Source organism: Paenibacillus polymyxa (assembly GCF_015710975.1).
GTDB lineage: Bacteria > Bacillota > Bacilli > Paenibacillales > Paenibacillaceae > Paenibacillus > Paenibacillus polymyxa.
The window spans coordinates 2547501-2570963 of sequence record NZ_CP049783.1 but is presented as its reverse complement, the minus strand read 5'-3'; the positions used below and the strand labels follow the sequence as shown (position 1 = coordinate 2570963).

The 23463-nt window shown below is 46.1% G+C and carries 23 protein-coding genes and 2 rRNA genes (1 of these 25 cut by a window edge); all 25 read right to left on the bottom strand.

Going from position 1 to position 23463, the window contains the following annotated elements; translation table 11 throughout:
- Window positions 1-3: 3 nt before the first annotated feature.
- Window positions 4-696 carry a 50S ribosomal protein L1 gene (rplA, locus tag G7035_RS11460; protein ID WP_016818644.1) on the bottom strand — a complete coding sequence of 231 codons (693 nt, stop codon included), beginning with the start codon at window positions 694-696 and terminating at the stop codon, window positions 4-6.
- A gap of 87 nt (window positions 697-783) precedes the next feature.
- Complete coding sequence (gene rplK, locus G7035_RS11455) at window positions 784-1209, bottom strand: 50S ribosomal protein L11 (RefSeq protein ID WP_007432595.1); 426 nt, start codon at window positions 1207-1209, stop codon at window positions 784-786.
- 73 nt (window positions 1210-1282) lie between these two features.
- Window positions 1283-1816: a transcription termination/antitermination protein NusG gene (gene nusG / locus G7035_RS11450; RefSeq protein ID WP_007432596.1), complete on the bottom strand. Its 534-nt coding sequence runs from the start codon at window positions 1814-1816 to the stop codon at window positions 1283-1285.
- A gap of 22 nt (window positions 1817-1838) precedes the next feature.
- The gene (gene secE, locus G7035_RS11445) at window positions 1839-2030 is read right to left on the bottom strand and encodes a preprotein translocase subunit SecE (RefSeq protein ID WP_013312170.1); all 192 of its coding nucleotides are present in this window, start codon (window positions 2028-2030) and stop codon (window positions 1839-1841) included.
- A 20-nt stretch (window positions 2031-2050) separates the two neighbouring features.
- Window positions 2051-2200: a 50S ribosomal protein L33 gene (gene rpmG / locus G7035_RS11440; protein ID WP_013373278.1), complete on the bottom strand. Its 150-nt coding sequence runs from the start codon at window positions 2198-2200 to the stop codon at window positions 2051-2053.
- 333 nt (window positions 2201-2533) lie between these two features.
- Entirely contained in the window at window positions 2534-3178 is a 645-nt protein-coding gene (gene sigH, locus G7035_RS11435) for an RNA polymerase sporulation sigma factor SigH (RefSeq protein WP_016324748.1), read from the bottom strand.
- A gap of 162 nt (window positions 3179-3340) precedes the next feature.
- The gene (locus G7035_RS11430) at window positions 3341-3862 is read right to left on the bottom strand and encodes an NYN domain-containing protein (RefSeq protein ID WP_016818643.1); all 522 of its coding nucleotides are present in this window, start codon (window positions 3860-3862) and stop codon (window positions 3341-3343) included.
- 4 nt (window positions 3863-3866) lie between these two features.
- Window positions 3867-4613 carry a 23S rRNA (guanosine(2251)-2'-O)-methyltransferase RlmB gene (gene rlmB / locus G7035_RS11425; RefSeq protein ID WP_019688718.1) on the bottom strand — a complete coding sequence of 249 codons (747 nt, stop codon included), beginning with the start codon at window positions 4611-4613 and terminating at the stop codon, window positions 3867-3869.
- 55 nt (window positions 4614-4668) lie between these two features.
- A complete protein-coding gene (locus G7035_RS11420) occupies window positions 4669-5127 on the bottom strand; it encodes a Mini-ribonuclease 3 (RefSeq protein ID WP_019688719.1) in 459 nt (152 codons plus the stop codon).
- Window positions 5124-6527, bottom strand: coding sequence for a cysteine--tRNA ligase (gene cysS, locus G7035_RS11415; RefSeq protein ID WP_019688720.1), 1404 nt, complete (start codon window positions 6525-6527; stop codon window positions 5124-5126). The genes G7035_RS11420 and cysS overlap by 4 nt, the downstream gene beginning before the upstream one ends.
- Window positions 6528-6551: 24 nt before the next feature.
- The gene (cysE, locus tag G7035_RS11410) at window positions 6552-7232 is read right to left on the bottom strand and encodes a serine O-acetyltransferase (RefSeq protein ID WP_013373284.1); all 681 of its coding nucleotides are present in this window, start codon (window positions 7230-7232) and stop codon (window positions 6552-6554) included.
- 481 nt (window positions 7233-7713) lie between these two features.
- Window positions 7714-9174: a glutamate--tRNA ligase gene (gene gltX, locus G7035_RS11405; protein WP_017427898.1), complete on the bottom strand. Its 1461-nt coding sequence runs from the start codon at window positions 9172-9174 to the stop codon at window positions 7714-7716.
- 39 nt (window positions 9175-9213) lie between these two features.
- Window positions 9214-9690, bottom strand: a complete 477-nt coding sequence (gene ispF, locus G7035_RS11400; RefSeq protein WP_016818638.1) for a 2-C-methyl-D-erythritol 2,4-cyclodiphosphate synthase — start codon at window positions 9688-9690, stop codon at window positions 9214-9216.
- Window positions 9687-10385, bottom strand: coding sequence for a 2-C-methyl-D-erythritol 4-phosphate cytidylyltransferase (gene ispD, locus G7035_RS11395; RefSeq protein ID WP_019688721.1), 699 nt, complete (start codon window positions 10383-10385; stop codon window positions 9687-9689). The genes ispF and ispD overlap by 4 nt, the downstream gene beginning before the upstream one ends.
- A gap of 70 nt (window positions 10386-10455) precedes the next feature.
- Complete coding sequence (locus tag G7035_RS11390) at window positions 10456-11541, bottom strand: PIN/TRAM domain-containing protein (protein ID WP_019688722.1); 1086 nt, start codon at window positions 11539-11541, stop codon at window positions 10456-10458.
- Between the two features lie 190 nt (window positions 11542-11731).
- Window positions 11732-12478 (bottom strand): CDP-diacylglycerol--serine O-phosphatidyltransferase, encoded by a 747-nt coding sequence (gene pssA / locus G7035_RS11385; RefSeq protein ID WP_016818635.1) that lies wholly within the window; start codon window positions 12476-12478, stop codon window positions 11732-11734.
- Window positions 12479-12532: 54 nt separating this feature from the next.
- A complete protein-coding gene (gene disA / locus G7035_RS11380; RefSeq protein ID WP_013373290.1) occupies window positions 12533-13609 on the bottom strand; it encodes a DNA integrity scanning diadenylate cyclase DisA in 1077 nt (358 codons plus the stop codon).
- A 12-nt stretch (window positions 13610-13621) separates the two neighbouring features.
- Window positions 13622-14995: a DNA repair protein RadA gene (gene radA, locus G7035_RS11375; protein ID WP_019688723.1), complete on the bottom strand. Its 1374-nt coding sequence runs from the start codon at window positions 14993-14995 to the stop codon at window positions 13622-13624.
- Window positions 14996-15237: 242 nt separating this feature from the next.
- Window positions 15238-17682, bottom strand: a complete 2445-nt coding sequence (gene clpC / locus G7035_RS11370; RefSeq protein ID WP_019688724.1) for an ATP-dependent protease ATP-binding subunit ClpC — start codon at window positions 17680-17682, stop codon at window positions 15238-15240.
- A 44-nt stretch (window positions 17683-17726) separates the two neighbouring features.
- Entirely contained in the window at window positions 17727-18791 is a 1065-nt protein-coding gene (gene mcsB / locus G7035_RS11365) for a protein-arginine kinase McsB (protein WP_019688725.1), read from the bottom strand.
- A gap of 29 nt (window positions 18792-18820) precedes the next feature.
- Window positions 18821-19345, bottom strand: a complete 525-nt coding sequence (gene mcsA / locus G7035_RS11360) for a protein-arginine kinase activator protein McsA (RefSeq protein ID WP_016818632.1) — start codon at window positions 19343-19345, stop codon at window positions 18821-18823.
- An 84-nt stretch (window positions 19346-19429) separates the two neighbouring features.
- Window positions 19430-19894, bottom strand: coding sequence for a CtsR family transcriptional regulator (locus G7035_RS11355; RefSeq protein ID WP_016818631.1), 465 nt, complete (start codon window positions 19892-19894; stop codon window positions 19430-19432).
- A gap of 493 nt (window positions 19895-20387) precedes the next feature.
- A complete protein-coding gene (locus tag G7035_RS11350; protein WP_019688726.1) occupies window positions 20388-21575 on the bottom strand; it encodes a GNAT family N-acetyltransferase in 1188 nt (395 codons plus the stop codon).
- Between the two features lie 161 nt (window positions 21576-21736).
- A 5S ribosomal RNA gene (gene rrf, locus G7035_RS11345) occupies window positions 21737-21853 on the bottom strand.
- 150 nt (window positions 21854-22003) lie between these two features.
- Window positions 22004-23463, bottom strand: a 23S ribosomal RNA gene (locus tag G7035_RS11340) (it continues 1468 nt past the right edge of the window).

The window sequence follows — 23463 nt, the reverse complement described above, 5'->3', positions numbered from 1 at the left end:
ATATTATCTGTAAACAGATGTGTTCACACGTGCACTTGGTCCCATAGTCGAAGAAATAGCGATGTTTTTCAGGTATACACCTTTAGCAGCCGCTGGCTTCGCACGGTTCAAGGCTTCAATCAAGGCTTTAAGGTTCTCGTTCAGTTGCTCAGCACTGAAAGATGCTTTGCCGATTGGTGCGTGAATTTGACCTGCTTTGTCGAGACGGTATTCGATTTTACCGGCTTTAATTTCTTGAACAGCCTTGGCAACGTCGAAAGTAACTGTGCCTGCTTTAGGGTTAGGCATTAAACCTTTACCACCGAGCAAACGACCCAGTTTACCAACCTCACTCATCATATCAGGTGTCGCAACGCAGACGTCGAATTCGAACCAGCCTTGTTGGATTTTGTTGATCATATCTTGATCGCCAACAAAATCAGCGCCAGCCGCTTCCGCTTCTTTCACTTTGTCACCTTTTGCAAATACCAGAACGCGTTGTGTTTTACCCGTACCATGTGGCAGGACAACAACACCACGAACAGCCTGGTCTTGTTTACGGGAATCTACGCCCAGACGAACTGCAGCTTCAACGGTTTCGTCGAATTTAGCAGTTGCAGCCTTTTTCACCAATTCAACGGCTTCCAAAGGCTCATAAGTTGCTTCGCTGTCAATCAGCTTAGCAGCTTCCAGGTACTTCTTACCATGTTTAGCCATTATCTTTTCCTCCTTATGTGGTATTAGCGGATATTCCTCCCACACTTGCCGGACAGTCAAACCGCCGGCACACGTAGATTAATAAAATTAATCTACGATGGTGATACCCATGCTGCGAGCAGTACCTTCAACCATACGCATTGCCGATTCTACGGAAGCTGCGTTAAGGTCAGGCATTTTTTGCTCTGCAATTTGACGAACAGCAGCGCGATTTACAGTTGCAACTTTCGTTTTATTCGGTTCACCGGAACCTTTTTCGATTTTAGCAGCAACTTTCAACAGAACAGCAGCCGGTGGAGTTTTGGTGATGAACGTAAAAGAACGATCCTCAAATACCGAAATTTCAACCGGGATAATCAGGCCTGCTTGATCAGCAGTACGAGCATTGAACTCTTTACAGAATGCCATAATGTTGACACCTGCTTGACCCAAAGCTGGACCTACTGGAGGCGCTGGATTAGCTTTCCCTGCAGGGATCTGCAGTTTTACCATTTTAATTACCTTTTTTGCCATGGATGACACCTCCTTGACTCAATAGTGGTAGACGGACCTATTGATCCTCCCACAAGAAACCTGTAAGAAAAATCTATATTTTCTCCACTTGAGTATAATCCAACTCAAGCGGGGTTTCCCGTCCAAACATGTTGACGTGAACCTTAAGCTTGCTCTTCTCAACCAAAATTTCTTCCACGGAGCCCACAAAATTCGCAAAAGGACCAACTTTAATTCGCACGGATTCCTTAACATCGAATTCAATCTTCGGTTTCGGCTCTACCATGCCCATATGCTTCAGAATCTGTTCAACTTCTTCTGGAAGCAATGGCGTCGGCTTGGAACCCGAGCCTGTCGATCCTACAAATCCCGTAACACCTGGCGTGTTGCGTACAACATACCAAGAATCATCGGTTTGGACCATTTCGACCAAGACATAACCAGGGTAGACTTTACGCATAACGGTTTTTTTCTTACCGTCCTTGGTTACCAGTTCTTCTTCCATAGGAACAAGAACACGGAATATCTTGTCTTCCATGCCCATGGACTCAACGCGTTTTTCCAAATTGGCTTTGACTTTGTTCTCATACCCTGAATAGGTATGAACGACGTACCATCTTTTTTCCATATCAAGCCACCTGGAACCCTTCCTAGATAATCGCTTCGATCACAGCGGAAATGCCGATATCGAGAACCCAAAAATAAATCGTGACGAACGCAATCGTCCCTATGACAATCAGCGTATAGTTGGTCAGTTCTTTACGATTGGGCCAGCGAACTTTCTTGAGTTCAGCCCAGCTTTCAGAGAAAAAGGAAAACAGAGACTTGAAACTGCGTTTCACGCCGACTACACCTCCAAAAACTATCTGGTTTCCCGATGAGAAGTCTGTTCGTTACAGGACTTACAGAATTTCTTCATCTCCATGCGGTCGGGGTGATTACGCTTGTTTTTCGTCGTTGTGTAATTTCTTTGTTTGCAATTTGTACAAGCCAAAGTAATAATTACCCGCATGATGTGCACCTCCCGAAGACATCCAACACCGGAAGTCTCATAATTGATCCTAAAAAAAACCGCGAATTTAGGCCTACCTAAAACACTTTATCACACGGGGTTTTCCATGTCAACGAATGTTTGCATACATTTCGCAGTCCCGGTTGTGGTGCATTTTTACATCTGTCCATCCTTTGAAGCTATTCTCTGAAATACTGCTTCAAAATCAAAGCGATATCTATTATTCATCTTTTTTAGTATAAATCATTTACAACACTTATAAACCTGCACAGCATACCCAAAACGAATAAAAAAAGACTCAAACTCGAGCCTTTTCCATGTCAGCCTCTACTTTCAACTATCCCTTACTTCCAGATACTTTTCAAGTTTACGTTTGACCCGTTGCAGCGCGTTATCAATGGATTTCACATGACGATCCAGATCTTCAGCAATCTCTTGATACGAACGACCGTCCAGATACAACATAAGTACCTTGCGTTCTAGCTCGCTCAGAATCTCGGACATTTTGTCCTCAAGACCCACAAACTCTTCCTGATTGATTATCAGCTCTTCAGGATCACTTACTTGTGTTCCGCAAATCACATCGAGCAACGTCCGGTCTGACTCTTCATCATAGATGGGCTTGTCCAGAGATACGTAAGAGTTCAGAGGAATGTGCTTTTGTCGTGTAGCCGTCTTAATTGCCGTAATAATCTGTCGTGTTATGCACAACTCGGCGAAAGCCTTGAACGAAGCAAGCTTGTCTCCCTTAAAATCACGGATGGATTTGTAGAGACCAATCATGCCCTCCTGAATAATATCCTCGCGATCAGCCCCAATCAGGAAGTAGGATCTGGCCTTGGCCCGCACAAAGTTTCGATATTTGTTAATCAGAAACTCCAGCGCTTCCCCATCACCTTCATGGACTGCTCCGACAATGTCTTCATCATTTTTGTAATCAAACTTTGACAACATGATATCCTTGAGGTCCACACTCACTAACAATCCCTCCGGCTGCAACGCAAGGTACCCGTTACTCTCTCAAATATACGACAAGTATACGCGATGTAACCTGATACCGTCAACCACAACAACCTAAAAAAGAAGAGCGCTAACAAAATTGTCAATGGTTTCAAAATGGAGAGTATCCCAATTACTGGATCATTCTCTTCTCCAGCGTTCAAACAACTTTCGAAGCTCCGGACTCAGCTTGCCATCCAGCGAATTGCGGGACAATTTGGCGTTATCCTGCTGGATTCGCTTCTGGACTTCCCTTTCAGATTCCTCAATCTCGATCAGTAATTCTCGTGCCGATACTCTGAGTGCTCCCTGGCCAAAGGCCACATGCTGCTCTACCTGATCACTTGTCGCTACGTAAATGCTTCTCCTCTTGCTGCTCAATTCACGAACTAATCGCTCGATGCACTCATCGGCTGTCTCTTTTTCTCTCGTAAAATAAATCTGGACTTTGCTCTGGGCAAAGGTCTTACCTAATCCTGGCACCCTGTAAGCATCAAATACGACGATGACTCTTCTGCCCGAATACGCCTGATGATCCGCCAGTCGTTCTAGAAGTCTGTCCCTCGCTTCCTGCATACCAGATTGTACCAGTGCGGAAAGTTCGGGCCAGGCTCCAATCATGTTGTAACCGTCCACAAGCAGAACATCCCGCGTGTCAGCCATATCGTTAGCCCCGTGCCTGTCGTCCGCGCAAAACTTCGTACATGACGACACCTGCAGCTACAGAAGCATTGAGGGAATTGATTTGTCCCGCCATTGGCAGCTTGACGAGTACATCACATTTCTCGCGGATCAAACGGCCCATTCCTTTATTTTCGTTACCAATGACAATCGCTACGGGACCGGTGAATACTCCATTCCCAAAGACGGGATCGGTTGCTGTAACATCCGTGCCAACTACCCATACACCTTCTTCTTTAAGACGGTCAATGGTTTGTCCCAAATTGCTCACACGCGCCACCGGGACGTACTCCACAGCACCTGCCGATGTTTTAGACACCGTTACAGTTACAGCTGCTGAACGCCTTTTCGGCACTATAATACCGTGTGCTCCAGTGCAGTCCGCCGTACGAAGGATGGAGCCCAAGTTATGAGGGTCTTCAATCTCATCCAGCAAAATCAAAAACGGCTCTTCTCCCTTAGCACGAGCACCAGCAAGCAAGTCCTCCACCTCAGCGTAGGCAAAAGGTGCAGCTTGCGCGACCACTCCCTGATGCTGAATGCCTGGAACCATTTGATCGAGCTTACGCTTGTCTACCTGCAAAACAATGATTCCAGCTTTTTTCGCCTCAGCTGTAATCGGCAGTGTCAAATGCTTTTGTGCATTATCCGCAATCCATATCTTATTTATCGTCCTGCCTGAACGCAACGCCTCTGTTACCGAATGCTTACCGGCAATCCATTCTTCTTCCATCTCTAGTTTCCTCCCGGAAAACGGTCGATATCAATTCGTTCAATCCGTCTCCAATTTATGATTTTTCTGCATTTTCCATTTGTGCAATTCCGTACGTAATCAACTCTCTCAATCTGTCCAAATGTCCATCACAATAAAGATAACCAATCAAGCCTTCCAGCGCCGTGGCATGCCGATACTCAAGCACATCAGCATTTTTGGGCAGGCTCCCTGATTTGGCATTTCTTCCTTGTCGGACAATATCACGTTCTTCATCCGTCAGCACCGTTTCTAGCAATCCCAACATACGGCTCTGTGCCTTGGCGGAGACAAGTTTTGTAGCTCGTCGATGTAAATGATTGGGACGCAGGTTGGGCTGTGCCAACAGATATTGCCGGACAGCCACCTCATACACTGCATCACCAATGTAAGCTAACGCAATGGGGGGCATCAAGCGAGCCGGCTTGGACGCAGGATACGGAAACCAGTTTCCTGCGCCTTCCACAGCTTCTGAGTTCAGTGGCTTATTACTCATTTCCGCCGCCACCGCATACCCTGCGCCGTATCTTCAAGCACAATGCCTTTAGTAGCTAACAGATCACGAATTTCGTCAGCTCTATCCCAGTTTTTAGTTTTACGAGCTTCGACACGTTCTGCAATTAACTGCTCAATTTCGTCATCCAGCAGTTCTTCACTCGGTTCCGAATAAATGCGAAGCACCGTATTCATCGAATGGAAGGTATGCAGCACCGCTTGCAATTCCGCCTGATTGACAACATCACGCTGCAACAAAAGATTGGCTTCGCTGACCCATTCGAACACCGCAGTAATCGCATCAGGCGTATTGAAATCATCATCCATTTTTTCGCCAAATTGCTGTAATATCCCGTCAAGCTTCATTTGCAGCTCAGCAGATACTTCTCCGTTACCTTTTAAAGCAATGGCTAAACGATGCTTTACGTTGGCAACTGCATTAGCTATCCGTTCGACACTATTCTCCGCCTGACTCATCGTCTCTTGGTTGTAGTTTAAAGGATTGCGGTAATGTGTCGACAGCATAAAATAACGTAAAGCCTCAGGCTTGTGACGAGCACGCAGATCTTTAACCAGAATACCGTTACCGAGTGATTTCGACATTTTTTCATTATCTATGCGAATATATCCGTTATGCATCCAGTAGCGTGATAATGGCTTACCCGTCACCACTTCGGATTGTGCGCATTCACATTCATGATGCGGAAATTGCAGATCCTGTCCGCCTCCGTGAATATCCAGTGTATCCCCCAAATAGTGACGAGCCATAGCAGAGCATTCAATATGCCAGCCTGGGCGTCCATCCCCCCAAGGACTTGACCAGTAAATTTCTCCCGGTTTCGCTGCTTTCCAGAGTACAAAATCCTCGGCATTCTCCTTGCGTTCATCCACATTGATGCGAATCCCAAACTGGAGTTCCTCCAAATTTTGGCCTGACAGCTGTCCGTAGTCTTTGAACATTTTGGTCCGGTAGAAGACATCACCATCATTCTCGTAGGCATAACCTTTGTCTACCAGGTCCTTGATAAAATCAATAATCAGATCCATGCTTTCGGTTACACGAGGATTTATGCTGGCAGCAGGAACATTCAATCCTGTCAGATCCTCATGATAGGCAGCAATAAACTTCTCGGCAACTGCCGGAACCTCCATATTAAGTTCCCGAGCTTTGCGGATCAACTTATCATCAACGTCCGTAAAATTCACCACATAGTTTACATCATAGCCCAAATACTCCAAGTAGCTGCGTACCACGTCGAACACAATTACAGGTCGTGCATTACCAATATGAATGTAATCATACACTGTAGGACCACATACATACATTTTAACCTTTCCAGGCTCCAGTGGCACAAAAGGCTCCCGGCTCCTCGTCATTGTATTATAAATTTGAAGCGACATCGTTATGTTCCTCCCTCATGAAAATTATCCTTGTAATTTATTCTCTTGGGTCACCTGATGTTTCTGAGCAGATTGCTCCTCCTTCAAATCAGACAATTCTGCTCGTAATCGTTCTATTTCCATTTGAAGAGACCGTATGGAATCGACGACCGGGTCAGGCAACTGGTGACTAAGTCGATCTGGACGTCTGCCATCCTGTCTGACCACTCGCCCGGGGATACCCACTACCGTACTGTTTGGCGGAACTTCTTTTAGCACAACCGAGTTGGAGCCAATATTGGATTGCGCCCCAATCGTAAATGAACCCAATATTTTTGCGCCGGAGCCTATAACGACATTATTCCCAATGGTGGGGTGGCGCTTCCCTTTCTCTTTTCCAGTTCCTCCAAGAGTAACCCCCTGATACAATACGACATCATCGCCAATTTCACAGGTTTCGCCAATGACAACACCCATGCCGTGGTCAATGAACAGCCGATCTCCGATACGAGCGCCAGGATGAATTTCAATTCCTGTCATAAACCTCGATACCTGGGATATAACACGGGCTAGAGTACACCACTTTCGCAAATAAAACCAATGTGCGATTCGGTGTGCCCAAAGGGCATGAACGCCAGAATACGTAAAAATGACTTCCAGCTTACTCCGGGCGGCCGGATCATTATCCAAAACAGTTTGAATATCGGATTTGAAATGCCTGAACATGTCGCCCTCCTATTCCCTCCATATCCTTGCCGCATCACACTTCACATTTCGCCAATTTTCGTAGTCACCAGCATTCTTCGACAATTTTCAGTCTACAGCGAGTCTGAATCTGATAAAAATGAAAAAGCGTCTCCGCAGCCTAGGCTGCAGAGACGCATATACGTGGTCCCACTCTGCTTCGAACATATCTGCTACAAAAAAAGCAGAAAAGTCCGTCTTTGGCGTCCTGTAACGGGAACGAATCGGCAAGCCCTTGCCACATTAGCATTGTAGGCTAACGAGGGTTCGGGCGCACGGCTCCCAGGCGCATTTCCTCCGCAGGTCATCTAGACGGTTCTCAGCCTGGGGTTTCCCCTCGACCGTCCTCTCTGGCAGATGCCCTTATGCAGTGTACTTCTCCTGTTCGCAGCCTTTACACGTAAGTATCAATCCATATCAATGGAGTCATTATAGCGAAAAGACAACAAATTGACAAGAAATATCAGCCTTTAATTTGTGCCTTAAGACGGTCCAATACCTTGTCACGTCCAAGTAGATAGATGGTCTCGTTCAGATCCCGTCCATGAGTTTGACCTGTAAGGGCCACACGAATCGGCATGAACAGCTGTTTCCCCTTAAAACCAGTTTCCTTTTGGACTTCTTTGATCAGCTTGGCCATTTGTGGAGCTGTAAATTCCTCGCTCGTTTCAACCTTAGCTGCAAAGGCTCTAAGTACATCAGGAACCTGTTCTTCAGCCAGAACAGCCGCCGCATCAGCATCCAACTCCAGATGTGAACGGAAAAACAACTCAGACAACGCCACAATATCAGACGCTGAAGTCATTTGTTCTTGGTATAAGCGGACAAGAGCTTTAGCCCAATCCTGTTGTTCAGCCGATAAATCATTCGGCAACAGTCCTGCTGCCTGCAAATGTGGAATTGCCATGCTGGCAATCCGTTCAGGATCAGCTTTTTTAATATAATGATTATTCAAATAAGCAAGCTTGTTTGTATCAAATACAGCTGGGCTTTTGGACAAACGATTAGGATCGAAAATCGAGATTAATTGTTCCCGATCATAGATCTCTTCCTCGCCTTCCGGAGACCAGCCCAACAATGCAATAAAGTTGAATATAGCTTCCGGCAGATAGCCCAGCTTATCGTACTGCTCCATGAACTGAATAATGGATTCATTTCGTTTGCTGAGCTTTTTGTGATCCTCGCCTACGATCAGCGTCATATGACCAAAGCGTGGAGGCTCCCAGCCGAGAGCTTCAAAAATCATCAACTGCCGCGGTGTATTGGATACATGATCCTCACCCCGTAGTACATGCGATATTTTCATCAAATAGTCGTCAACCGCTACAGCGAAGTTATATGTCGGAATACCGTCTTTTTTGACGATAACAAAATCGCCGCTTTCTTTGGAATTGAACGTAATTTGACCTTTAACAATATCATCAAACGTATATTCACGATCTTCTGGTACGCGAAATCGAATACTCGGTACACGGCCCTCTGCTTCAAATGCCTGACACTGTTCTTCTGTTAAATCACGGTGTTTTCCTGAGTAACGCGGTGTCTCCCCACGTTCCATCTGTTCTTCACGCTCGCGTTCAAGTTCTTCTTCCGTGCAATAACAGCGGTATGCCAAACCGCGATCCAGCAAGTCCTGCCAGTATGTTTTGTAGATGTCCAAGCGCTCGGTCTGGCGATAAGGTCCGAACTCGCCGCCCACGTCTATACTTTCATCCCAGTCCATACCCAACCATTTCAAATATTTAAGCTGGCTTTCTTCTCCGCCCTCAATATTGCGCTTCACATCTGTATCTTCAATGCGAATAATAAATTTCCCGCCTTGATTGCGGGCAAACAAATAATTAAATAATGCCGTTCTGGCATTTCCAATATGCAGATGTCCTGTTGGACTTGGTGCATAGCGTACACGAACTTCCGTGCTCATATAATCTCCTCCAAATAGAATTACTCAAGATGATAGCATTTACTTGATTAGACAGACAACCGACTGAGCCGCGATTCCCTCGCTTCGCCCGGTAAACCCGAGTTGCTCCGTCGTCGTCGCCTTGACATTTACCTGGGATGACTCCTCTGCTTCCAGCACCCGGGCGATGATTTCATTCATCTGCGGGATGTACGATGCCATCTTGGGCTTCTGCGCAATAATTGTAGAATCGATGTTCCCCAATCGGTATCCCCGCTCTTTAGCCAGCCCCCACACATGCTCCAGTAGCTTAAGACTATCCGCGTCCTTAAATTCAGGGTCATTATCTGGAAAATGCTTTCCGATGTCTCCCAAGCCAAGCGCACCCAGGATAGCATCGCTAATGGCATGCAGCAGCACGTCTGCATCGGAATGACCCAGTAAACCTTTTTCATACGGAATATTTACGCCTCCGATGATGCATGGCCTTCCTTCCACCAGCTGGTGGACGTCAAATCCTTGCCCCACTCTAATCATTTGATATCCTCTCCCTCTGTCTTTACCCATAACGCCGCCATCTCCAAATCCTCAGGCGTAGTAATTTTGATATTCTTGTAGTTGCCCTGAACGACAGCAACTGGAATGCCTATTCGCTCCACCAGCATGGAATCATCTGTCCCCAAAAATCCTGACTGCTCCGCTTCCTCATAGGCCCGCAGCAGGTCGGAAAGACGAAAAGTCTGTGGCGTTTGAATACTCCACAGACTTCGGCGATCCGGCGTTGCTGTAATGATACCATCCCCGTTCACTTGCTTGATCGTATCCTTTACAGGTACTGCCGCTACAGAAGCACCAGTACGCTGAGCAGCCTCCAGGCATGAACGTACAAGCTCAGGTTGAATCAATGGCCGCACACCATCATGCACCATCACCCAATCTGTTCGCAAGTGGCGCAAACCGCGATAAACCGAATGCTGGCGTTCACTGCCACCAGCCACCACCCGTACATTTTTACCAATCTTGTATTGATGAATCCAGTCTCTGCAGCGTTCCACATCTCCAGCTCCAGTAACCATCACCATTTCATCCACTTCAGGCATTGCTGCGAATATTTCAAGTGTATGTATGAAGATGGGCTTGTCTCGCAAAAGCAGAAATTGCTTGCTCTCCTGCGTTCCCATACGGGAGCCGCGCCCGGCCGCCACAATCACGACTCCTACCTGATTGTTCATTCAAATAACTCCTGCCCTGATCGCACTTGGACGATCCGTATGATAACACATCTACTTCATCATACCTCGTTTATTGAGCTTTTTCCAATAATTTCGGTTTAGCAAAGATCATACGGCCCGCAGAGGTCTGAAGTACGCTCGTGACCAGTACTTCCATGAGAGATCCAATATAGTCACGTCCACCCTCCACAACAATCATCGTACCATCATCCAGATAAGCGACACCTTGCCCATGCTCCTTGCCATCTTTGATAATCTGCACCATAATCTCCTCACCGGGCAGTACGACAGGCTTCACTGCATTCGCCAAATCATTAATGTTCAGCACAGATACACCTTGAAGTTCGCATACTTTATTCAGGTTAAAATCATTAGTTACAACTTTACCCTGCAACACCTTTGCAAGCTTAACCAGCTTACTGTCGACCTCTGAAATTTCCTCAAAATCCCCCTCATAGATGAGCACATTCACATCTAGCTCTTTTTGGATTTTATTCAAAATATCCAGACCCCGCCGCCCACGATTACGCTTAAGTAAATCTGAAGAATCTGCGATATGCTGAAGCTCCTCCAACACAAATTCAGGAATCACAATGGTCCCTTCAATAAAACCTGTCTTGCAGATATCCGCAATACGCCCATCTATAATGACGCTGGTGTCCAAAATTTTATGTTCCTCCAGCTTGCGTTCTTCTACATCCATTCCCCGACCAAAAAAGCCTGAACTCCAAAAGGATGACAACTCGTCCCGTTTTTCTAGCCCAACCATCAACCCCACATATCCACATACCAAGGTAACCGCGGTCTGGATAAGTAAACCAGGTGCCCCTAACCCTGAAAAGAGTGGATAAACTGCCAAGGAAAGGATCAGCCCCACTGCTAGCCCCATGACACCTGCCATCATCTCATTCATCGGAATTCGTACCAAACCTTCAATACCCTGCTGCAATCGATTCGCCACGGACGCCCCTGCGAATGAGCAGCCAACCATAAATACCACCGCTCCCGCTAACATCCAAACAGCCATTCCTGGTAAAGAACCATCACTCAACCATTGTGGCATCCACGTTACTAAGCCTCCTATCCGCTGGTATAACGTATAGCCAAACCACGCGCCGCACAATCCTGTAAAAGTTAAAATAGCCTTTCTCCACATTGAGTTTCTATACCTCCTTTATTTTCTTTTCAACAGTCTGCTATTTATTGGATACATAGCACTTCCCTTACCAGTATGGTCCAGTTCCCACATAACTAACCCTATGTTTTCACTTTTTATGCATAAAAAAAGCATTTATCTCCCTGAATGAATCAAGGAAATAAATGCTTCTTGTAGTTCTTGTCTGACACTAACGTTGCGAATGACGATATTGATCGTCCTGTTCTTCCTGTTTAGAACGATCCCGCTCACGTCCACGTCTGCGTGATAACTTCCGAATGTTCAGCTTCATACCGTACAACGCATAAAGCACCAGTGGTACAAAAATCAGCTTCGACAGCTGATCAGGAAATTTAACAGCTAGAACCACCGCTGCAATTACGACCCACGGAGCAACCCAGATGGCTTTTTTCGGAAGGCCGACCTTTTTGAAATTTGGATATCTCATGGAGCTAACCATCAAATAAGAGACTAGCAACATGGCAATCGACATGTATAACAATGAAATCTCGTTATGGAATAAGGACAAAGTGGCTAATACGCCACCTGCTGCCGGAATGGGTAAACCTGTGAAATAACCTGGTACACCGGGACGTACGTTAAATCGAGCCAAACGCAATGCGCCGCACATCGGAAAAATGGCTGTAACCGTCCAAGCCAAAGCCGAATTCGCATCATGAAAAGCAACCATGTACATAATAACTGCGGGAGCAACACCAAAAGATATCATATCTGATAAGGAGTCCAGTTCTTTACCGAATTCGCTCTGGGCATTCAAAGCCCGGGCCATCCTTCCATCCAGTCCGTCCAACAACATGGCGACAATAACCATAATAGCGGCAAGACTGTATTTTCCGTCTACGGCCAATAAAATGGCGATCATTCCGAGAAACAAGTTACCCAAGGTACACATGTTCGGAATTGATTTGGTAATCATCTCTTCACCTCAATGTATGAATTGTTCCATTATAATCCTTTCACTGTATTACATTTACATTTGTCTGTCAATGAAAACTTGTTCCTGTAAACGTTTAAGCCCTTCTTTAATCGTACGTGCACGAACCTCTCCTATACCATCCACTTCATCCAGTTCTTCTATCGTTGCTGTCATGACATGTGGAAAACGTCCAAATCGCTCCACCAGATTATGAATAATTACATTTGGCAAACGAGGTATTTTGTTCAGCACCCGATATCCGCGTGCAGCAATATATTCTTCTGATGTCGCTGCTGAAGAAGGGTAGCCTAATAAACGTACTATATGATTCACATCCAGTAATTCGTCGTCCGTAGAACGTTTGAGTCCCAATATAATTTCACGGATCTTCTCGTCGCTGTCGTCTTTGGCATAATCCTTATACAGCAACCAAGCTTCTTCCTCGATATTACTGACAAGCTCCTCCATCTGCATGCTAATCAGCCTGCCCTCATTCCCGAGCTCGTTAATAAATCGTTTGATCTCCATTTTGATGCGCAGCACCATTTCGATCCGTTGAATGACATTAACGACCTCCGGCATGGTAACCAGTTCTTCGAATTCAGATGCAGTTAGATTCGTTGAGGCTTGCCCCAATACGGATCTATATTTTTCTAACGTCTGAATAGCCTGATTAGCTTTCGTTAAAATAACCCCGATTTCCTTGAGCGCATATCGTAAAGTCCCCTGATACAACGTAATAATATTACGACGCTGGGAAATAGACACAACCAGTTTACCAGTCTGCTTTGCAACTCGTTCCGCCGTCCGATGCCGAATCCCTGTTTCTATGGACGAAATGGAGGAATCGGGAATCAATTGCGTATTGGCATATAAAATTCGTTTTAAATCCTCACTTAATATGATTGCGCCGTCCATTTTAGCCAGCTCATACAAATAGTTCGGCGAAAAGTCACAATTAATAGAGAAACCGCCATCCACGACTTCCATTACTTCCGGGCTATAGCCAACGACCAGAAGAGCACCCGTTTTGGCACGCAAAACGTTTTCCAATCCGTCGCGAAAGGGAGTTCCCGGTGCCACAAGCCGTAGCAAATCGTTCATTTTATCCAGTTGGCTCGCTTCCTTCATCCTCAATGCCCCCTAATCTAATGCGGCTGCCAGTGCATCTGCCACCGTTCCAACTCCGATAATTTGTATCCCTTTTGGATGTGTCCAGCCCTTCAAGCTTTTCTCGGGCATGATCACCCGTTTGAAACCTAATTTCTCTGCTTCTCGCACTCGCTGTTCTGCTCGGGATACAGCCCGCACCTCGCCTGTCAGTCCTACTTCACCAAAAATCACATCGTACGGCTTGGTAGGAGCATCCCTAAAGCTGGAAGCAATGCTCACCGCTATGGCTAAATCCACCGCTGGTTCATCCAGCTTTACGCCTCCAGCAACATTGAGATAAGCGTCCTGGTTTTGCAAAAACATGCCCATCCGCTTTTCTAGTACGGCAATGATTAATCCCATCCGATGATGGTCAATCCCCGTACCCATTCGGCGTGGAGATGGAAAATGCGTAGCCGCAATGAGTGCTTGCAATTCAACCAACACAGGCCGGGTTCCCTCCATACTGGCAACGACAGTGGAGCCAGCCACCCCCAGTGGCCGTTCGGACAGGAAGAGCTCAGAAGGATTCGCCACCTCACGCAAACCACTTTCGGCCATTTCAAAAATACCAATTTCATTCGTAGAACCGAAACGATTCTTAACCGCACGCAACAGCCGATACGTATGATGGCGCTCTCCTTCAAAATAAAGTACACAATCGACCATATGCTCCAACAAACGCGGACCTGCAATAGCGCCTTCTTTGGTCACATGCCCTACCAGTACTGTAGCAATACCTAATCCCTTGGCAATCCGCATAAATCGTGAAGTACACTCGCGCACCTGAGCTACACTACCAGGCGCACTTGTCACCTCAGGCAAATATACAGTCTGTATCGAGTCGATGACCAAAAACTCCGGCTTCAAGCTGTCCACTGCTTCTTCAATCGTCTCCAAATTCGTCTCACATAATACGTACAGACTGGGAGACAAAGCACCGAGGCGATCTGCACGTAGCTTCGTTTGGCGGACGGATTCCTCACCAGACACGTAGAGTACCTTTAAACCAGTTAAAGCCAGCTCATTAGAGGTTTGCAGCATAAGCGTAGACTTACCGATCCCCGGGTCACCACCCACCAGAACAAGTGAACCTGGCACCACACCTCCACCGAGTACACGATTTAATTCACCAATTCCCGTCAAAATTCGTGTTTCTTTGCCACTCTCCACTTCAATAATAGGAAGCGGTTTGTCTTTTGTGCTATGAGTAAGAAGGGAAGATCCCATTCCTTGAGTTTTTACAACGCTTTCCGTTTCTTCGATCATGGAATTCCATGCCTGGCATCCAGGACATTTTCCGTACCATTTAGGCGATTCATAGCCACATTCTGTACAGGAAAATTTAGTTTTCACTTTAGCCATACTTTATTCCCTGGCTCCTTCTTGACAACGATGATGTCAAATTTATCTTCACACAGCACCTGAAAGAGCTGTAACAATAAAAGTTTACCATTGAAGCTTGGCGGACGTAAAGCAATATCACAAACTTTCCCAAAGCTTTTACCCTACCCTTTCAAGGTGTTCAATACACAAAAAGGGTGCCTTCGCAATAGCTTTCCAGCCTGCGAGACACCCTTTTCTAATGTTTTATTTACTAAACTGCTTTAGGACTTCGCGGATATATTATCCTTTTTCGTTACTGTCAATGCACCGTTCTCTTCATCAATATAGAGAGAGTCGCCTTTAGAAATGTTTCCAGTCAACAGTTCCTCGGACAGGCGATCTTCAATATGCTTCTGGATTGCACGACGCAATGGACGCGCACCATACGCTGGATCGAAGCCTTCCTTGGCAAGGAAATTCTTAGCCTTGTCTGTCAACTCAAAGTCAACCTCATACTCATTCAGACGCTTACGCAGTTCCTCAGACATGAGTGAAACAATTTCGGCAATATGTTTTTCTTCGAGAGAATGGAACACGATGATTTCATCTATCCGGTTCAAGAACTCAGGACGGAAGCTTTTCTTCAGTTCATCCATCACTTTGCCCTTCATGTTATCGTAATCCGCCCCAGCGTCCACAACAGCTGTAAAACCAAGCGTGGAGTTACGTTTGATTGCCTGTGCACCAACGTTGGATGTTAGGATGATGAGTGTGTTACGGAAGTCAACAACACGTCCCTTGGAATCCGTCAGACGTCCATCCTCCAACACTTGCAGCAGAATATTGAATACTTCTGGGTGTGCTTTTTCAATTTCATCCAGCAACACAACAGAGTAAGGCTTACGACGTACCTTTTCAGTCAGTTGGCCACCTTCTTCATATCCTACGTATCCTGGAGGCGCTCCTACCAAACGGGATGTGGAGTGTTTCTCCATATATTCGGACATATCAATACGGATAACCGCATTTTCATCACCAAACATAGATTCAGCCAAGGCGCGTGCCAGCTCTGTTTTACCAACTCCAGTTGGACCGAGGAAAATAAAGGAGCCGATTGGACGTTTCGGATCTTTCAGACCGGCGCGTGCCCGGCGAATCGCCCGGCTTACTGCCTTAACAGCTTCGTCCTGCCCAATCACCCGTTCATGCAACAGTTGCTCCATATTCAGCAAACGATGTGTTTCTTCTTCCTTCAGCTTGCTGACTGGGACACCAGTCCAGATGGCAACGACCTGAGCAATATCCTCTGGTGTAACTTCGGAATCTGTACGCCCCTGTTGTTCTTTCCATTGGTTTTTAGTGACATCCAGCTCTTCACGAATTTTTTGCTCTGTATCGCGCAGTGCAGCTGCCTTTTCAAACTCCTGGCTTTGTACCGCTGAATCTTTTTCCTTGCGGATATCTTCCAGACGGTTTTCCAGCTGTTTCAGGTTTGGCGGTACTGTATAGGAATTCAGCCTTACCTTGGAGCCCGCTTCATCAATAAGATCAATAGCCTTATCCGGTAGGAAGCGATCCGTAATATAACGATCTGACAATCTTACTGCAGCTTCAATAGCCTCATCAGTGATTTTTACACGGTGATGCGCTTCGTAACGGTCGCGCAGACCATACAAGATTTGAATCGCTTCTTCTGGAGAAGGTTGATCCACGGTTATAGGTTGAAAACGACGCTCCAAAGCAGCATCTTTCTCAATATATTTGCGGTATTCATCCAGCGTGGTGGCACCGATACATTGCAGCTCGCCACGTGCCAGAGCAGGTTTCAGGATGTTGGACGCATCAATTGCGCCTTCCGCTCCACCAGCACCAATCAGCGTATGCAGCTCATCAATGAACAATACGATATTTCCAGCTTGACGAATCTCGTCCATAATCTTCTTCAAGCGATCCTCAAATTCACCACGATACTTAGTACCAGCTACTACAGAACCCATATCGAGTGTCATTACGCGTTTGTCGCGCAACGTTTCGGGAATCTCATTCGCTATGATTTTTTGTGCCAATCCTTCGGCAATCGCCGTTTTACCTACCCCAGGTTCACCGATCAAAACAGGATTGTTCTTTGTACGACGGCTGAGCACTTGAATAACGCGCTCAATTTCCTTGCTGCGCCCAATAACGGGGTCCAGGTTATTTTCCTTCGCAGAAGCCGTCAGATCGCGTGCCAGACTGTCCAGAGTTGGTGTGCTGACATTAGCTGGAGCACCGTGATGGCTGGAAACCGCCTCGCTGCTGCCGAGCAATTGAAGCACTTGCTGACGCGCTTTGTTCAGACTGATACCCAGGTTGTTCAGTACACGTGCTGCTACGCCTTCACCTTCACGAATAAGGCCTAGCAAAATATGCTCGGTACCTACATAGGTATGACCCAATTTACGTGCTTCGTCCATAGACAGCTCAATGACTTTCTTGGCACGTGGAGTATAGGCAATGTTCGTCGGTTGCTCTTGACCGCGTCCAATCAGTGTTTCCACTTCATCCTGGATTTTTTCCAGTCCCAGCCCTAAACCGATTAAGGCTTTCGCTGCTATTCCTTCACCTTCACGAATGAGTCCTAGCAAAATGTGCTCTGTGCCAATGTTGTTGTGTCCCAATCGAACAGCTTCTTCCTGGGCCAAGGCAAGCACTTTCTGTGCACGTTCCGTAAATCTTCCAAACATCATATATCCTGCACCTCCACAGTGTGTATTTCAGATCATTCTATATATTAAAGGGTTTTGCCTAATTTTTGCCGGATCAGCTTCGCCCGGTACATATCGCGCTCACCGGTATTCATTTTATCCCCAAAGCTTTTTTGTAAAAAGCCGGGTTGCGTCATCACATTAAGCTCATTCATCGCTGCAATGGAAGGACGCTCCAAAATCCCTAAATCTACACCGAGACGTACATCGGACAGCCGCTGTGCAGCCTCCTTGGAATCCAAAACTGCTGCATATGACAAAATACCGAATGAACGCATCACCCGATCTGTAATCCGCAGCATGGATTCATTCATCAATCGTTCTCTGGCAGAACGTTCGTGCTCTATAATTTGCAGCACCACGCCATGTAGATTCTCGATAATTTCCGCTTCGGTTTGTCCCAAGGTAATCTGATTGGATACCTGAAACAAATTCCCAACTGCTTCGCTGCCTTCACCATAAATACCGCGAACTGTAAGACCCACCTGTGAAACAGCGGACAATATACGATTGATTTGATGAGTCATGACCAATGCGGGCAAATGCATCATCACCGAAGCTCTCATACCTGTGCCGACATTCGTCGGACAACTGGTCAGAAAACCTCTCCGATCATCAAATGCATAATCAACATGCGCTTCAAATGCATCATCAATGACCATAGCGCGTTCCCAAGCTTCTCTAACCTGACATCCGGGATATAAGCACTGAATACGCAAATGATCCTCTTCATTTATCATAACACTAACTGATTCATCATCACTAATCAACACAGCACCGTTGCGAGATTCGTTCGCCAAATTAGGACTAATCAAGTGCTTCTCAACCAGTACCTGTTTGTCGATCTCATCCAACTCGGATATTTTCAAGGTATGAAAAGTACCAAAACGACGCAAATCATCATACTGAAGGATATCCGTTAAGCGTTGAAGCACTTCTTCCGACTGCTGATTGGTAGCAAGCATGGGAAAAGGCAGATGCTGCAAGTTACGCGCAATTCTTACCCGGCTGCTAATGACAATCTCCGAATCCGCAGCATCACCACGCATCCAATCACTTAGCGGCTTTTCCGTAAATCGGATATTGGGCATCACGCATTCCCTCCTACTCTTCACAAACTTTACTCTTCAGTCATTTCTTTTTCAAGCTTTCTGATTTGATCCCTAAGCTCAGCAGCTGATTCGAATTCTTCCTGTACAATGTGTTGTTGCATCTCTTTTTTCAAATCATCAATTTGCCGTTTAACCTTTAATCGGCCTCCAGTACGGACCGGAACTTTCCCAACATGACTCGTACTACCATGCACACGCTTGAACAGAGGGTCCAGGCGACTATCAAAATATTGATAGCATGATGGACATCCAAAGCGTCCTAGCTTACTAAACTGTGTATAAGTCATACCGCAATCCTTGCATTGCAGATTTTGGGGAACACTGTGACCTGAAGACTGGCTCTTTGTGCTGGAGTCAAAATCCAACATCCCCGACAACAAGCTATGAATCGAAAAGCCATTAGGTGTTCCAGGGATCATCTCCCCTTTTTCCTTCGCACATGTCTCACAAATATGAAACTCTGTCTTTTCGCCATTCACAATTTTGGTGAAATGCAAAGTTGCCGGCCGCATATTACATTCTTGGCACAGCATAAAAGCACCTCCTTCAACGTCAGGATTTTTACAAATCCCTACATCTGAATTGCAAATCTCTATTCACTGGTTAATGGATACTAGCTATTTGGCCGCCAGCAACGAGATCAGCATAGCCTTAAGCAATCTTGCTCGCAGTTGGTCACGATAGGGAAGCTTCAGCAATAACGTATCTCTTGATAAAGCAGCCTTTATAAGACCAGCTTCCCTTTTGCTTAAAAAATGAGCTTCCTCTAACTGATAAATCAATCCTTCTGCTGCCGATTGGCTAATTTCCTCCCCGATGCTCTGATGAAGGTGTGTATGGATCGCATGCTGTGCAGGTAATTGAATTCGCTGAATCCGAATATAACCTCCACCACCGCGTTTACTTTCCACCACATAACCTTTTTCCAGCGTAAACCGGGTACTAATTACATAATTAATTTGCGACGGTACGCAGGAAAAGCGGTCAGCCAGATCATTGCGCTGAATCTCCACTAAGCCTTGGGGACTTTCCAGCAGCATGCTCTTCAAATATTGTTCAATAATGTCGGAAACATTGCGCATTTCATCATCCTCCACTAACGGAAACGCAAGTATTCAAATACATTTCACGCTCCACAGAGTCCGCCGTATATTGAACTTAACCAAACGGTATAGTCACGAATCTAAGCTGTATTCAGGCTATTGCCTGTTCTACATCCATTGGAATTGTACCGTTTCGTTTCTAGTGTGACCTTTATTTGCGATAAATCATACACTTCTCTTCTGTCCATAAGAAGCAGCTCCTAACTATACGCAAATCAAGTCATTATTGCTATACTTCTGTAGATTCACACTGGTTCTGATTGACTTTGACTTTCTTTGACTATATTCGTATTATAGCACAAATTTCATTTTTGCCAAGGGGTCAATACCATTTTTCGCAATCTAATTATGTTTTATACCATAGAATAAAAAAACTCTTCCCATTATGGAAAGAGCTTTGAATAATTATGATATACCACATCCAATTTGGTTAAAAAGAGTTGGGCATTAAGAAAATCTAATTGGGCCTTTATCAGAAAAAATCCAATAGGAACGTTTGTTTTGTTGGTATTACACGTTTAAGTGCAGCCACAGACTCACTGCTTCCTTCAATGCGCCCCCAATTAAACAGGTTATCAGCTTGCTGGTAGCCGAGCATTAAAGTTGTTAATGACTGAATTCCCAGTTCCAAGTCAGCTACTGTATCGTTCTCAGATAAATTACATGTATCCATTCTTGCCAGATGTCCTTGCCCCTCCGTAGTAATCGTTAATCTCCATACTCCTTCATTCCAAGGAGCATACCGATCTGTCAGATGTAAGGTTAAACTTGTTTCCTCTCCAATCTGCTCAAAAGGGTATCTCTCTACAAAAGCAACAGCATCCACAATACGCCCCATAAAATAAGGCACCGTTTCCTGTTGAATTCGCGGATCATCGAGTAAAAAAGGCAGATTGTCATCTGCTGGAACGTAAATAAATTTACCTTGGGTTATCATTGAGTCATGATTTGCAAAATAAGTCCACAAAGCCCGACGTGCCGTCTCATTTTCATATACCAACTCATCACAATTTAACTGTTTATCTTCTATTTTGTATAGTGCATATCCCTGAGGGTCGCTTGCATCTGTGTAATATACTACAGTTCGATAATTCTCATTTAAAATCCGTTCCTGCCACCATGCCTTATCTCGTACCAGCGTACCATTGTAACGTGAAGCATATGATTGATACACTTGGTCTAGTTCTGAAATATTTTTGATATCCCGTTTGACTATACCTTCTGTTTTAAGTTTAGCAGGGAATTTATCAATTGGAATGACGTATTTTTTGTACTCAGTATACGTTTCCCATCCAAATTTACGATAGAAGGCAAAAGAAAATGGATGCAGAAAAGAAAGGCTTTGTCCTGCAGTCTTCATTTCTTCAAGCGCATGCGTCAACAAACGTGAAACCATACCTCCGCGACGCTTTTCCGGCCACGTTGCCACACCAGCAATGCCTCCCATATCAAAAACCTGACCATGTATGTATACCTGTAGTGGTAGCAAAGTCAGTTTAGCGTTCAAGTCAGGTCCGTCGAATATCCCCCATGTTTGTTCTGGTTTGAATTTCTTCTTGGCTTTCTCCAGATCCTCCGGGGTCATTGTAAACTGAAAAGCATACTGGGATAATCCTATAGCTGCTTCAAATTCCTCACGTTGTAATTGTCTGATCTCCATAACTTCGTCACCTCGCTCGTATACTTGGACCTTTAAAAAAATACGCACTTAGAGTGTCGCAAAGCCTCTTCTCTCTGTCAACCTTAGAATCAGGTGTCCATCCACAAAATGCATAAAAAAAGGATGATAACCTCAGTGAGGTTATCATCCTTTTTACTTTTGCTTGGCAACGTCCTACTCTCCCAGGACCCTGCGGTCCAAGTACCATCGGCGCTGGAGGGCTTAACGGTCGTGTTCGGGATGGGTACGTGTGGAACCCCTCCGCTATCGCCACCAAACATGAATTTGCCTCGCAAATTCTTCCGTAAGGTTATTCGGTTCATCACGGATTCTGTGAATGAATAGCTATACGCTTGTCGTATGTACTTCTACATACCTTCAAGGTTACACCCTGAAAACTGGATCCGAAACTCATTGCGTCTTATCTTTAGGATAAGCCCTCGACCGATTAGTATTGGTCAGCTCCATGCATTACTGCACTTCCACCCCCAACCTATCTACCTCGTCGTCTTCAAGGGGTCTTACATACTGGGAAATCTCATCTTGAGGGGGGCTTCACGCTTAGATGCTTTCAGCGCTTATCCCTTCCGTACATAGCTACCCAGCGGTGCTCCTGGCGGAACAACTGGTACACCAGCGGTACGTCCATCCCGGTCCTCTCGTACTAAGGACAGCTCCTCTCAAATTTCCTACGCCCACGACAGATAGGGACCGAACTGTCTCACGACGTTCTGAACCCAGCTCGCGTACCGCTTTAATGGGCGAACAGCCCAACCCTTGGGACCTACTTCAGCCCCAGGATGCGATGAGCCGACATCGAGGTGCCAAACCTCCCCGTCGATGTGGACTCTTGGGGGAGATAAGCCTGTTATCCCCAGGGTAGCTTTTATCCGTTGAGCGATGGCCCTTCCATGCGGTACCACCGGATCACTAAGCCCGACTTTCGTCCCTGCTCGACTTGTAGGTCTCGCAGTCAAGCTCCCTTCTGCCTTTGCACTCTTCGAATGATTTCCAACCATTCTGAGGGAACCTTGGGGCGCCTCCGTTACTCTTTAGGAGGCGACCGCCCCAGTCAAACTGCCCACCTGACACTGTCCTCGTACCGGATTACGGTACCAAGTTAGAACCTAGATACGATCAGGGTGGTATCCCAAGGATGCCTCCTCTCAAGCTGGCGCTCAAGATTCAACGGCTCCCACCTATCCTGTACAGATCGTACCCAAATTCAATATCAAGCTGCAGTAAAGCTCCATGGGGTCTTTCCGTCTTGTCGCGGGTAACCTGCATCTTCACAGGTATTAAAATTTCACCGGATCTCTCGTTGAGACAGCGCCCAAGTCGTTACGCCATTCGTGCGGGTCAGAATTTACCTGACAAGGAATTTCGCTACCTTAGGACCGTTATAGTTACGGCCGCCGTTTACTGGGGCTTCGGTTCATAGCTTCGCTCTTACGAGCTTACCACTCCCCTTAACCTTCCAGCACCGGGCAGGCGTCAGCCCGTATACTTCGCCTTGCGGCTTCGCACAGACCTGTGTTTTTGCTAAACAGTCGCTTGGGCCTTTTCACTGCGGCCCCCTCGGGCTATTCACCCTACCGAGGCACCCCTTCTCCCGAAGTTACGGGGTCATTTTGCCGAGTTCCTTAACGAGAGTTCTTCCGCGCGCCTTAGAATTCTCTTCTCGCCTACCTGTGTCGGTTTGCGGTACGGGCACCTTCTCCTGGCTAGAGGCTTTTCTTGGCAGTCTGAGATCATGACCTTCGCTACTATAATTTTCGCTCCCCATCACAGCCCAGCCTTACGATGTGCGGATTTGCCTACACATCAGCCTCACTGCTTAGACGGACATCCATCAGTCCGCGTCACTACCCTACTGCGTCACCCCATC